The organism is Alteribacter aurantiacus DSM 18675 (assembly GCF_000429705.1).
Classification (GTDB): domain Bacteria; phylum Bacillota; class Bacilli; order Bacillales; family Salisediminibacteriaceae; genus Alteribacter; species Alteribacter aurantiacus.
The window spans coordinates 1,577,692-1,590,191 of the sequence record NZ_KE386941.1; the positions used below are offsets into that span (position 1 = coordinate 1,577,692).

Annotated in this window: 16 protein-coding genes; 2 read left to right on the top strand and 14 right to left on the bottom strand. The window is 39.9% G+C overall.

The annotated features are described in order from the left end of the window. Positions 1–30 precede the first annotated feature (30 nt). The 4 genes from G476_RS0111275 to G476_RS0111290 all read right to left on the bottom strand — a co-directional run bounded on the left by G476_RS0111275 (position 31) and on the right by G476_RS0111290 (position 2,665). On the bottom strand, positions 31–663 hold the full coding sequence (locus tag G476_RS0111275; protein ID WP_026690207.1) for an O-methyltransferase: 633 nt from the start codon (positions 661–663) through the stop codon (positions 31–33). 18 nt (positions 664–681) lie between these two features. Next, complete coding sequence (locus G476_RS0111280) at positions 682–1,227, bottom strand: nitroreductase family protein (RefSeq protein ID WP_035186408.1); 546 nt, start codon at positions 1,225–1,227, stop codon at positions 682–684. Between the two features lie 229 nt (positions 1,228–1,456). Then, positions 1,457–1,900, bottom strand: a complete 444-nt coding sequence (locus tag G476_RS0111285) for an NUDIX hydrolase (protein WP_026690209.1) — start codon at positions 1,898–1,900, stop codon at positions 1,457–1,459. Positions 1,901–1,903: 3 nt separating this feature from the next. Continuing rightward, positions 1,904–2,665 (bottom strand): class I SAM-dependent methyltransferase, encoded by a 762-nt coding sequence (locus tag G476_RS0111290; protein ID WP_026690210.1) that lies wholly within the window; start codon positions 2,663–2,665, stop codon positions 1,904–1,906. A gap of 124 nt (positions 2,666–2,789) precedes the next feature. Between G476_RS0111290 and G476_RS21780 the strand changes: the two genes are divergently transcribed. Beyond that, a complete protein-coding gene (locus G476_RS21780) occupies positions 2,790–4,502 on the top strand; it encodes a WG repeat-containing protein (RefSeq protein WP_051314753.1) in 1,713 nt (570 codons plus the stop codon). A gap of 45 nt (positions 4,503–4,547) precedes the next feature. Here the strand turns inward: G476_RS21780 and G476_RS22870 are convergent, their stop codons facing one another. From G476_RS22870 to G476_RS0111315, 4 genes are read right to left on the bottom strand one after another with little or no spacing between them, the layout of a single operon-like run. Next, on the bottom strand, positions 4,548–5,282 hold the full coding sequence (locus G476_RS22870; RefSeq protein ID WP_051314754.1) for a YheC/YheD family protein: 735 nt from the start codon (positions 5,280–5,282) through the stop codon (positions 4,548–4,550). Between the two features lie 60 nt (positions 5,283–5,342). Next, a complete protein-coding gene (locus G476_RS0111305; protein WP_026690211.1) occupies positions 5,343–5,813 on the bottom strand; it encodes a GNAT family N-acetyltransferase in 471 nt (156 codons plus the stop codon). Positions 5,814–5,828: 15 nt separating this feature from the next. Next, on the bottom strand, positions 5,829–6,308 hold the full coding sequence (locus G476_RS0111310; protein ID WP_425387219.1) for a tetratricopeptide repeat protein: 480 nt from the start codon (positions 6,306–6,308) through the stop codon (positions 5,829–5,831). Positions 6,309–6,320: 12 nt separating this feature from the next. Then, positions 6,321–7,136, bottom strand: coding sequence for a lipid II flippase Amj family protein (locus G476_RS0111315; protein ID WP_026690213.1), 816 nt, complete (start codon positions 7,134–7,136; stop codon positions 6,321–6,323). A gap of 106 nt (positions 7,137–7,242) precedes the next feature. On the opposite strand from G476_RS0111315, the gene G476_RS22875 reads away from it, so the two are divergent. Next, positions 7,243–7,959, top strand: a complete 717-nt coding sequence (locus G476_RS22875) for a nucleotidyltransferase substrate binding protein (protein ID WP_051314755.1) — start codon at positions 7,243–7,245, stop codon at positions 7,957–7,959. 47 nt (positions 7,960–8,006) lie between these two features. Here the strand turns inward: G476_RS22875 and G476_RS21795 are convergent, their stop codons facing one another. The 6 genes from G476_RS21795 to rpsN form a co-directional block, all read right to left on the bottom strand. After that, positions 8,007–8,918: a YVTN family beta-propeller repeat protein gene (locus G476_RS21795; RefSeq protein WP_035186410.1), complete on the bottom strand. Its 912-nt coding sequence runs from the start codon at positions 8,916–8,918 to the stop codon at positions 8,007–8,009. Between the two features lie 17 nt (positions 8,919–8,935). Next, on the bottom strand, positions 8,936–9,493 hold the full coding sequence (locus G476_RS0111335) for a choice-of-anchor W domain-containing protein (protein WP_026690214.1): 558 nt from the start codon (positions 9,491–9,493) through the stop codon (positions 8,936–8,938). 158 nt (positions 9,494–9,651) lie between these two features. Then, positions 9,652–10,314 carry a carboxymuconolactone decarboxylase family protein gene (locus G476_RS0111340; RefSeq protein WP_342664054.1) on the bottom strand — a complete coding sequence of 221 codons (663 nt, stop codon included), beginning with the start codon at positions 10,312–10,314 and terminating at the stop codon, positions 9,652–9,654. Positions 10,315–10,484: 170 nt separating this feature from the next. Further along, on the bottom strand, positions 10,485–11,672 hold the full coding sequence (locus G476_RS0111345; RefSeq protein WP_026690216.1) for a GTP-binding protein: 1,188 nt from the start codon (positions 11,670–11,672) through the stop codon (positions 10,485–10,487). 8 nt (positions 11,673–11,680) lie between these two features. Further along, complete coding sequence (gene sufU / locus G476_RS0111350) at positions 11,681–12,136, bottom strand: Fe-S cluster assembly sulfur transfer protein SufU (protein ID WP_026690217.1); 456 nt, start codon at positions 12,134–12,136, stop codon at positions 11,681–11,683. Between the two features lie 84 nt (positions 12,137–12,220). Further along, complete coding sequence (rpsN, locus tag G476_RS0111355) at positions 12,221–12,490, bottom strand: 30S ribosomal protein S14 (RefSeq protein ID WP_026690218.1); 270 nt, start codon at positions 12,488–12,490, stop codon at positions 12,221–12,223. Positions 12,491–12,500: the final 10 nt, after the last annotated feature.

Below are 12,500 nucleotides of genomic sequence, written 5' to 3' on the forward strand. Positions count from 1 at the left end.
ATTCCTTAAATATGAATCGGTCATTTCTTTTTACTTTATCACTCTGCTCACCATGACCCCATCACCGACTGGTAATATAGTAGCTTCAAGACGAGGATCCTCAGAAACAAACCGGTTAAACGCTCTGATGGCCTCAGTTTGTTCGTCGTCATTGGTTTCGTCTGTTACTTTCCCTCCCCATAGCACGTTATCCGCTACAATTAAGGCACCAGGTTCCGCACACAAAAGAGCTGATTCTACATAAGCCACATAGTTTTCTTTGTCAGCATCAATGAAGAAAAAATCGAATGTTTCACCTGATGAAACCAATTCTGTAAAGCTTTCCATCGCATCTCCAACAAGGTATTCTACTTTATCGTCCAACCCTGCTTTTTTCATGTTCAACTTCGCTACATCCACGTGCTTTTCATCGAGTTCAAGAGAAGTCAAAGACCCGTCCTCAGGTATTGCACGTCCCATCCAGATTCCACTGTATCCGCCTAATGCACCTACTTCGAGTACTTTTTTTGCGTTTGCGATTTTCACTAATAAATAGAGTAGCTTCCCCGCGTCACTAGGTACGGAAATCGTGGGCATGTTGTTTTCCTTAAGTGAATCAATCACATCTAACAAAACCTCATCTTCTTTTGCAAAATGCTTCTTAATATAATCATTCACTTCCACAGTGCTCACCTCACTTGTTTATGAATAAATCGTTAGTTTTTCTTTTGCGCTTGTTCGCTTTTTCGGTGCAGGAATATCTTCTTCTTTAAAGTATCCTAGATGAAGGAAGCCTACAACTTTTTCATCTTTATCAATATTTAAAATCTCGTGTACTTTAGGCTCGTATATATGAGGGTTGGTTTTCCAAACGACCCCTAATCGTTGTTCCCATGCAAGCAGTTGGAAGTTTTGAATCATGCTGCATACAGCCCCGAAATTCTCATCCCATTGCTTTTGTCTTGGGTCCTCTTTCATGACAACAATGAGGAACGCGGCTGGCTGACTGAAGTAGTGTCGTCGATTATCTTGCTTCTCTTTTGGAAATGTGGAAACAAGCTTCTCTATAAATGCGTCTTTTTTTTCCGCAGGTACAAAGATAAAGCGCCATGGCTCTCTTAGCCCGTGGTTCGGAGCAAAAATCGCACTTTCTAAAAGGTGGACAACCGTTTCTTCTTTTACTTCCTCGGTTGTATACCCTGATTTTATGGATCGACGCTCTCGAATCATTTTTTCTAGTGAAGTCATGATTGTTCCCCCAGTGTATGTATTCTTTAATTGAGATCCATTCTCAATACATTCATTTTAGTGAGAATCAAACGGTCTGTCAAATAAAAAAAGGCCGGTAAAGAATAGAATCAACTCCTTAACCAACCTATGTAGAATTGTGGAAATCATGTTTCCTTAATTATATGGCTGTTGTCGTCACAACCAGATTTCATCATATCAATCACTACTATTTGTGAACGAAGCCACTTTAACCAACTACGCTTTCTGTTGCCTCTTTTACCGCCCATGCTTGGTGCTCGTGAAACAGTTTGGCAATGGCTTCATCAGGGGATAGCCACGCGAGGTTATGGTCTTCTTCAGAAGGTTCGGCTACTTTTTCACCGACTTCGCAAAGATAGAAATGGCCTTCACTCAAATAATAAACAAACTCGCTTGTTGAATAAAAGTACCTCTCTGCATGTCCTACACATGCTCCCACTTTCACAGTTATCCCAAGCTCTTCGATCATCTCCCGCTTTAAGCAATCTTGGTCATTTTCATTCTCTTCAATACCTCCACCAGGTAGAAAGTACTTCAAATCACTAGTATGGAGAACGGCCAATTTATCTTTTGACTCATTGAAGATGATGCCATAAGCTGCAGGTCTTCTTTTGTATGAGACTCCGCGTTTTTTCTCACCGAAAACAATCATTTGCTACTCTCCTCCTTTTATTGCTTCATATGTAATCGATTGAGTATCCTTTTCAGGGAATTTACCATATTCATAGTCCGACGAGAGAACGACGCTAGTAAAACCAATCTCCTTAAGAAGAAGAATAAATTCTTCTACACCGTACCAACGAAGACAAAATTGTTCTAATTCTGTTAACTCAAGACGACCTTTTTGCCATAATTCATATCGATTTAGGGATATGAAGTATTGATTAATCCGGTCAACCTCAATTGTCTTCGTTTCCAATGTAATAACGTCTCCGTTGAATTTCTCCCATGTTCTAGTAGATACGTGACCTACATGAAGGTCACTCGGTAAAAATAAATCAACTATCAAGCGCCCTCCCTCTTCAAGGTGGTCATAAAAATTCGTTAAGGCCTTGATGGACTTTTCCCGTTCGTGAAGAAGTAAAAAGCTACCTGTTGGAATAATAACTGCACCGTATTTCTTATTCGATTGATACGATTCCATTTCACCTTTAAAAAGCGTCGCACTTAGGTTACGCTCCTCAAGATTTCTTCTGCATATCGCTAACATCTCTTCAGATAAATCAAAACCATCTACTTGAAAGCCCTTTTCGAGCAAAGGAATAAGGATTCTTCCCGTTCCAACAGCCGGCTCCAAAATGGGGCCCTTCGATTTGCTCAGCCGCTCCGTATAATACTCCACATCACCAAACGAATGACCGATTGGCTTATCCAAGCTATATACCTCAGACGATAATGTGCTGTAAAAATTCAACATTCACTCTTCCTCCTCTGCATCTCACTTATTATTGTAGCAAATACCGGTAAAAAATTCCCTTAACCCAAGCACTTCTCTCTTTTAAGCCCATAAAATAAGAAAAACGAGCAGGGAGTTTTAAATCATGGCCAATTTATATCCAGCTTCATTAAACACGACAAACGGAAGACAATGGGGCTATATTAATGATCAAGGTAATTTTGTCTTTTCTCCCCAATTCGACTTTGCCAATGATTTTCAAGATAACGATTTAGCCATCGTCGCTACAATGTCAGGAACCGGGATTATTAATAGAGAAGGAATATATGTGGTCGCACCAGAGTATAGTTCCATCTTTCCCTTTACAGAAGGTCGTGCAATCGTGATGGAGGAAACCGGTGGCTCCCAGGTCATTGATGAAGAGGGGAACGTACTAACACAAAAGCCTTACGATTTTATCAGCCCTTATGTCGGTGAACGTGCTGTATTTTTAGAAACCAGTAACAGCACATCTGTTTACGGCTATTTAAACCGAGACGTAGTGCCCGTAATTCCTGCACAATACCGTTATGCGTTTGACTTTACCGATAACGGTTTGGCTCTCGTGCAAAAAGAAGATAACCTCTATGCTTTGATCGACAAAGAGGGCAACGACATTCAAACGTTCCCTTATGCTCAAATGAATGGTTTAGGAAATGGACTTCTTCCTTTTAAAGAAACCTTTTCTGATCCCTTCGGATATGTAGATGTAAGAGGGCAAGTTGTTCTTGAACCCCGATATCAAATGGCACTACCCTTTGAAGGTGGAAGAGCCATTGTAAATATGTCTAATTCCGTTCAAAATAAATACGGTTTGATTGACCGTAAGGGATCGTTCATTATTCCCGCTGTTTACAATGACATCCGACTCTTAGGAGAAGACAGGGCAGCAGTTGGTATCGCCATTGATCCGACAGGGCCATTTCTAGGCTCCTACTATGGAATTGCAAATTCCCAAACAGGCGAGATGTTGACGGACTTTTTTTACAATACGGTGAATGATTACCAAGAGGGCTACAGCTCTGTTACACAAGGGATTCGCACCTTTTTTATTACTACAAATGGTATTCTTGCACCAAACCTCCCAAATATCGATGGAATCGGTACGCTAACCCTTGAAAGGGAGCTAGTGAAAGCTTTTGTAGACCAGCGACTCACCTATTATGATAGAAACGGTAAGCTAGTGTGGTCAGAAAATACCCAGATCCCCCTTACTAATTCCATTTATATTCAACAAGTAAAATACCGACCGAACAAAGATTATCTTGTCTACTACCCACAATTAAGAGGGATGACAGATGCTGTTGCCCAAACCCGTGTTAATCAAGTATTAAGAGAGAAATCTGAAGTTAAACCAATTCCTACTGGCGTTCAGTTTGATTATTCCTATACAGGTGACTTCAGTGTGAAGTTCTTTAAAAAAGACCTTCTTGTATTGGAGCTAGTAGGCTACAACTATCCGTTCGGTGCTGCTCACGGCATGCCTACAAAAATAAATGTTCCGATTAATATCTTGACAGGTGAGATTTATACCCTTGAAGATTTATTCAAGCCTGGAAGTGATTACATTACTATATTAAGTGAGATTGTTGGAAAGGAGATTGAAGACTCAGAGGATGGGTATTACTTTCCAAACGCATATGAAGAAATACGGGAGGATCAACCCTTCTATGTAACCGAGAACGCTTTGGTTTTATATTTTACTCCTTATGAAATTGCACCATATGCGGCAGGGTTTCCTTCTTTCACCATTCCATTCGAAGACATCATGGACGTGATTGATACAAAAGGCTCATTTTGGAAGGCGTTTCATTTATGAAAAATAACCGAATGGGATAAACAGATCCCATTCGGTATTTGACATTTATCCATCCTTATATTCTTTAATACGACTAATCACCTCATGGTCCCTTAAATACTGAAACATAAGGATCGTACCTCGTGTATTTACCTCAATAATCCACAAATTCCCCTTCTCGTCAATTCCAATATCAAGGCCTAACCGTCGACGCTTCGGATAATGGGGTCTTAAATAAGATGCGGTTGTTAGAGAGATCTGTGACATGAGATGTTGTATCAACAATCTATTCTTTGTACTTACGTTGAGTTTTACATAAGCATCTTCTAATGAGAGTACGTCGCTTGCTACATTTGTTATAAAGTATTTTTTTGCAGCTACTTTAACTGCGATTCCGGTCACCACCCATTTGGATGATTTCTTTTTTCGTTGAACCATTACTCTAACATCAAAGGGGGATCCGTTGATCTTCTGAAGGTGGATATATTGTTGAACAATGTAAACTTTTTTGTCTTTTAATACGTGGTCCACCAAGTAATCATAGGATTGCCTTAATCCTTCTTTTACGGTTGTTGATTGTCCTACATGGATTTCGTAACCGCCTTCTGGTAATGATGAGACTTTTAAAACACCGTTTCCTCGTCGCCCTTTGGTTGGCTTGATTACAACGATGCTATAGCTTTTCAATAGACGTCGATAGGATTTATAGTTCAGAACCTGTGTATGTGGTAAGTATGGTGCTAATTGAGGATGTTGCTTTAAAAGTTCATATTTTGTAAGTTTGTCTGTCTTCTTCCCCATAAGATACCTCCATACTAATCTTTTCTATCAGTGTATGAACGTACCTACGAGATGCTTGGACTATAGCAACTGTTGTAAAATATACTGTTCTCCTACAGGACCTGTTATCGTTTTCCCTGTTTTTTTAAAACCCACTTTCTCATATAACTGTTGAGCCGCTTGATTTTTCTTGTTAACAGATAGGACTACCTCGTCACAAGCAGGAAACTCTCTTTTGATAAACTTTTTCAACTGGTGCATGCCAGCAGATGCAATACCTTTACGTTGAAAAGGTTCGTTAATGGACAAAGACGTCAGAAGCATGGCGCACGGGTTTTCTGTAAAGCGTTTGACCTTTTCTGTTCGGGTTAGAATAAAAAAACCTGCAGGATCTTTGTTAGAAAGAATGACGATTCGGTGCTGCCCCTTTGATACTTGTAAAGCATCTTTTGGTAAAGATGTATACTTCGCCTGCTCTCTCGGAAGGTGAAAGTTCATAAGTTGAAATAAATAATCCGGGCTGTAGTGAACTAATTCTGTTTGATCATTCATCGAGGTACAACCTTCCTACCATGTTTTGTCTAGTTTATCTCTGTAAAAGGATATGGCCTTTTCATAGTCTCGTACATGATTATCACTGCTTGTCTTTATAACTACGTTTAATAGGACTTCCATTGCGTGGCTGTGTTCATTTAAATTATAAAGGACCATCGCATAAAACATATTCAATGCCTGATTCTCGGGGAAACGGTTCCTTCCTTCTTCAAATATGGTCTTCGCTCTATCATAATGGCCATTGGCCCGATAGGAACTCCCTGCATTTGTATAAGCTTTAACTAATACTTCAGGCTCCAACCCAAGTTTTATTGCTTTTTCGTAATAAGGAATAGCCTTCCGCTCATCTCCTAAGGCATCAAAGCTTGCTGCACACTCGTAATATAAGTACCCGTTATTAGGATCTAGTTGGACCAGCTGTTCTAAAAGCTCCGCCGACTCTTCCACATGGCCTTCGTTTCTTAATTCGATCCCCTTTTTAAACTGTTCCAATTCCATCTCTCCTTAAACAATATAGGTTGTCAACCAAGCGATATAGTGCGCTCCTGGAATAAACAAAATTTGTGCAAGAATGGTCCCTAAAAGCCTGGATGAGACCATTAAAATCGACATGGCTTTTAATGATAAATAACTCCCTTTTTGATTAATCACACGATCGGCAAGGATGGATATCTTCGGATCCACAAAGATGATAAGGAGCACTGTTGCAATGCCGTTGATTAAGCCTGAGGCCATGATAGCTGTAGAGGCCCTTTCAGGAGCAATTAGCGCCGCATATAGAGCTGACAATACACCGATTGTATAGATGGCGGTGATCACCATATTTAAAAGGAATAGTTTTAAAGGAAAGTCCTGAAATGTTAAACCTTTTAAGTATAAAATTTTTGGAATACGAATCTTTGTTAAGATACGTTTTATGTATGAAGGTGTGAGCGCTTTTTTTAAGAGAATCGGGATGGATCCTTTAGCTTCTCCTAAATGAATAATCGCTCTTGAGAAGATGGCAATAAAGGTCGGCAACAACAGAATACCGACAATTGTTCCTATTGAAGATGCCCCTATGAGAAAACGAAATTGAGCTTCCACAACTTGCATAGGCTGGTCTTGCGGAGCTGTATCAATCAAGCTTCCTGTAAAAGGTTGCTGCATCATATTCGCTGTCCGAGATACGATAACCATTAAATTAAAAAGAGAAAGAGCGGTTGCGATCATTTTTACACGTGCTCCTGATATTCTTACCGCATATGCCAATGTTTCAATACAATGAATCACAAGAATGAAAAAAGAGATCAATATCACTTTCTCGGTTATGAATTCCATTATTAACCTTCTTTTCTTAAGACATGACATGACACCTACTCTCATAGTGTATCATAACAACGTTTTTTCCAGTACGTAAGGGACTGATGAGTTAGGAGGGATTTTTATGAGCGGCAATCGTCATAGAGAGTTACCATGGAAGGAAAAACTAGAGGAATTTCAAAAAGTGTATCAGTTATTAGAAAATTACGCATCAAAAGAAATCGATAATGACTTGGAACGAGCAGGCATTGTTTATCTTTTTGATACGGCATTTACTCTATGCGTAATGATCATTCAAGAGTACTTGGAATCCCAAGGTTATACGGCAAAGAACGATCGACACACGATAAAAAAGGCATTTCAACACGACATAATCCATAATGGGCACGTTTGGATGGAGGCTTCTTCCAAGCGATCAATTGGTAGCCCTTTTGATAAGAACCACGCCAAAGAAGTCGTCCAATTTTTTCAGCATGACTTTCTGCCGGAGCTCACTTTTCTTTTTCATAAGCTGAACCGTAGTCAGTCTCGCTTCGGATTAACGGAACGAGACTTTAATTATATGGAGAAGACGTTTAAGAGGGATGGTCGAATTGAGAAAGTGACGTTATATGGCAACAGGGCGCAGGGATCATACAAAAGGGAAACTGCCGTTGAGCTGGCTGTGTTTGGAGAAGAAGTAAATCGAAATATTATTCAAGACGTTCAACATCAGTTAAATGATATTCTCCCTCTTCCATATTATTTCCACATCCTTCATTATGAAGGGTTAATCAACAGCGATTTGGTTCAGATCATTGATGGACATGGGGTTGTTTTGTACGAAAAAGAGACCCCCTAATTTTAAATAACAAAAGAGACTTCTACAATCTTAGAAGTCTCTTTTCCTTATACATTCGTTACGTTTCCTATAGTAATATCTAACGGTAAATTTCCGATTGAAATGGTTTCAATGACTTCAAGACTTACGGTATCGATCACACTCATCGTATCATCTCCCACATTGGTTACGTAAGCTCTCGAACCGTTCGGCGTAATGGCAATTCCTCCTGGCACGTTTCCGACTGTAATTGTATTTATGACTGTATCCGTTAACGTGTTTACAACTGAGACTGTCCCACTGTTTGTATTCGATACGAATAATCTTATACCATCTGGAGTAATGGAAAGCCCGAACGGTCGATCACCTACCGGAATCGTTCCAATCACAGTAGATGATGCTGTATCAATCACATCAACTGCCCCTCCATCAAATAACCCTACATACGCTTTTGAACCATCAGGAGTAAAAATTACACGATAAGGGTTTGCTCCTACATTAATCGTGCCAACTACAGTGTCATTCACTAGGTCAATTACGGTTACAGTATCATCAACTAAAGAGGTCACATAGGCAACCGTATCATCAGGTGAAATTCCAACTCCATACGGTTCTTGCCCAGTTGGAAAAGTATTCATAAGAGCATTTGAATTGACCGACACCATGTTGGCCTCATTGTCCGTCTCAATTGCTACCAGTAATCGAGACGAATCTGATGTTATCGCTATATCTCGAGGCGTATTTCCTACAGATATGGTTTCCACAACCTGGTTTGTTGTCGTATCAATTTTAGAAATTGCTGCTTCTCCAAAGTTTGATACATACACAAATTGTCCATCAGGTGTAATGGTAATCGCATTAACTGAATCAAACCCGGTTATTGTTGTTATCAAACTATTCGTGGTTATGTCATAAACCGATATCGTATCATCCCCGACATTGGATATATAAGCAATTGTACGAAAAGGGATTATTCCCATTGTACATCTCCTTTCTATTATTGTAACTGTGTAAAATAATTGTCCGCCACCAAAATTTCAAAACGACTCGCCTCTTGTGAAGGGTTTTGAGGTCCAATTAAGAACAAATTTCCTTCTAATGTAAAGCCACCCTCCTCATTGGCTAAATCACATAAAATGTCATATTGAAGCTCGTTTGTTGCTCCCGGAAATATTCCCGGAAGTGAAGTACCATTTAACGTTAAATTAGTTACAAAGACTTCACTACCTTCAGGAGATCGATCCCGAATGAAGATCTGAACCACATCAAAGCTTTGGTTTACTAGTGTTTGAAAATTGATTGTAACCCCGTTTACTGTAGACGTTAAAATGCCGGTTTGAGCATTATACGAAAAAAGGAAAGGGTTGTTTTCTACCCATGTAACATTGGCTTGCGCCCTTGCAGGTGGAGGAAATGCCAAGTTAGCAATATTGTTTGAAAGGAACATATCTAATCCTGAACCATCACTAAAGTTACGATAACGAACCGCTCCAAAAATATCTTGAGCTTTCTCTACACCAGGTACAATTACTGGACCGTGTACACATATACCCACAATCATAGCCTCCTTTCTAGTCTATGATTAGTCTATGAGACTGATCGAAGAGACGGACTAGGGTAAGAGTGGAAAAACCTGTGTGTTGATATGTAGGATACAAATGTGGTGAAACAAAAAGAACCCTAAAAGGATGAGCTCCTTAGGGTTCTTTTTACTTATCGATCGTATGCATTTAACGCATTAATACCGTGAGCGAGTGCTGATCCTGCGTTTAAAGTCGTGGCTACCATGATCGCTTCCGAGATTTCCTTAAAAGAAGCGCCTGCTTTTTTCGCCCCTTTAGTGTGGACATGGATACAGTAGGCACACCCTGTGGTATGAGCAACAGCGACCGCTACAAGCTCTTTTTCTTTTACAGTAAGTCGCCCTTCATCCATCACTTGCTTATCAAATGCCATAAACGCCTGAACCGATTCTCCGTTGATATCAGCAAACTCCCTTAATCGTTCGAAATAGGCACCTTTATAAAGTTCGTCTTGTCCTTTTTCGTCATAAGCATTCAAACTGTTTACACTGTGTGCCAGTGCAGCACCTGCTTTTAGCGTGGTTGCTACCATGATCGCTTCTGTCACTTCTTCTTTTGATGCTTCTTGCTCTTTCACATTCGCAATGTGGAGTTCAATACAATAAGCACAGCCTGTCGTATGGGCAACCGCAACCGCAATCAACTCTTTTTGCTTCGCTGTCAACGTCTCTGAAGCTAATGCTTTGTTATTCACATTTAAATACGCTTCATATGACTCAGGGGCAAGGTTTTTCAACTCTTCCAATCTACCGATCGATGATTTTTTGTACAACACGTCGTCTGACATCATCATCCTCCTAAGATTAGTCGTATTCATGTATTCATGTATTCATGTTTCCATTACCCCTTATCTCTTTAACAAAACGGGGAAAAATGGCCTTATTATACTTTTTAGACTTACGTTAAAGAATCTGAAAACTGCGGTTTCCTCGTCTCAGTTGCTTCATATATTTTTTAAATCTGTTACCTCTCTACTTTCTCTTCTTCAAACGGGTTCGGCAATTCACTCCAATCGGATACGAATTCATCCGGGGTTAAAAGACATTTGTCCAGCTCGGCTGCAATCTTCTTCCGTTCAAGGTCGATACCAATAACGACTAATTCAATCTTTCTGTCCCCAAATTCGGGATCCCATTCTTGACGTAATATTTCATTACCTTTCAAATACTCCTGTTGTTCTGATTGTTTTAATGTAGCTACCCAATAAGCAACGGGATTTATGGAAATGGAAGGTCCGGCTTGGGATAACATTAATGCATACTGGTTATGAGTAGCACACCAAATGACTCCCTTAGCCCTAACAACTTGAGGGTGCTTTTTGTTAAGCCATGTGGCTAACCTTAAAGAGTGAAATGGTAGCCTTCTACGGTAAACAAAGCTAGAAATGCCGTATTCCTCGGTTTCTGGGGTGTGTTCAGGTGCTTCAATCTCTCGAATCCATCCGGCGGATTGGCTTGCTTTTTCAAAATCAAACCGAGTAGCATTTAACAATTCACTAACATCAACTTCTCCGTAATTTGTTTTTATCAATTCTGCATCAGGTTGAAGTGTACGAAGGACCTTTTCCAATTCATTTACTTGCCCTTCGTTTACCATATCTACTTTATTCATAATTAATAGATTACAAAACTCAATTTGGTCAATTAATAAATCTACCACTTCACGACGGTCATCTTCACCAAGGGCTTCCGCTCGATCGAGTAACGTTTCTCCTGACCTAAAGTCATCCCAAAACCGGTACGTATCAACGACGGTAACCATATTATTCAGATAACAAAAACGAGTCAGATCAATACCTGTTTCTTCGTCTATATATGAAAATGTCTGAGCCACCGGTATCGGTTCACTAATTCCAGTTGATTCGATTACAATATGATCAATATCTCCTTGTTTCACTAGTGATTCAACTTCAACGAGCAAATCTTCACGAAGGGTGCAGCAAATACAACCATTCGACATTTCTACGAGCTTTTCTTCGGTACGTTTAAATCCACCATTTTCAATTAAGTCTGCGTCCACATTAATCTCACTCATATCGTTTACAATTACCGCTACTCGTAGGTGTTCCCGATTATTCAAAATATGATTTAACATGGTCGTTTTTCCCGCACCAAGATATCCACTAAGAACGGTTACAGGAATCTTTTTCATTGTTCTCATCACTCCCCATTCACCCTATTTTCGGTTCTATGTCTTCGCTCTTCATCCATTAAAAAAGCCCGGTCTAATGCTTGCCACGGCATAAGGGCACAGTTGTGACGAGCTTTCAGTTTGTGGACCCCTTCAAGGGAGAGAGCATCCCCTAAATCCACATTTGGTTGCTCACCTTTACGGATCAGCTGTTCCATCCCCTTTCTCATACTTTGAATTTCCTCAACACGTTTTCCTTTGATCATTTCAGTCATCATTGAACACGAAGCCATACTGATGCTACAACCTTCTCCAATAAAACTCACATCCTCCACTTCATCAAACTCATTTAGTATCCAATATAATGTCATCACATCACCACATGTAGGATTTTTATAATGCACATGACTTCCTTGACCTTTTCTGAAATTTCGTTTTGATTTGGCGTGATCCATAATAAGCTTTCGATACAAGTCATCTAGCATCGTTATTAACCTCCCTTTATGAAAAAGAGAGCTGAGTGTTAAAAACACTCAGCCAAAAAATCGATATAGAGGGGGGAACCGTACTTACCAACTTGATTTTTTCACACCTGGTATTTGGCCTTTATGGGCCAGTTCCCTAAATGCAATACGAGACATTTCGAATTTTCGCAGATATCCTCTTGGTCTTCCGTTTACTCGACAACGATTATTCAGCCGAGTAGCAGAAGAGTTGCGGGGTAACTTTGCTAAAGCAGCATAATCACCTTTTTCCTTTAACTCTCTTCTTTTTTCTGCATACTTTTCAACTAATTTTTCACGTTTCTTTTGACGCTCAACCATTGCTTTTTTAGCCATGTCATCTTCC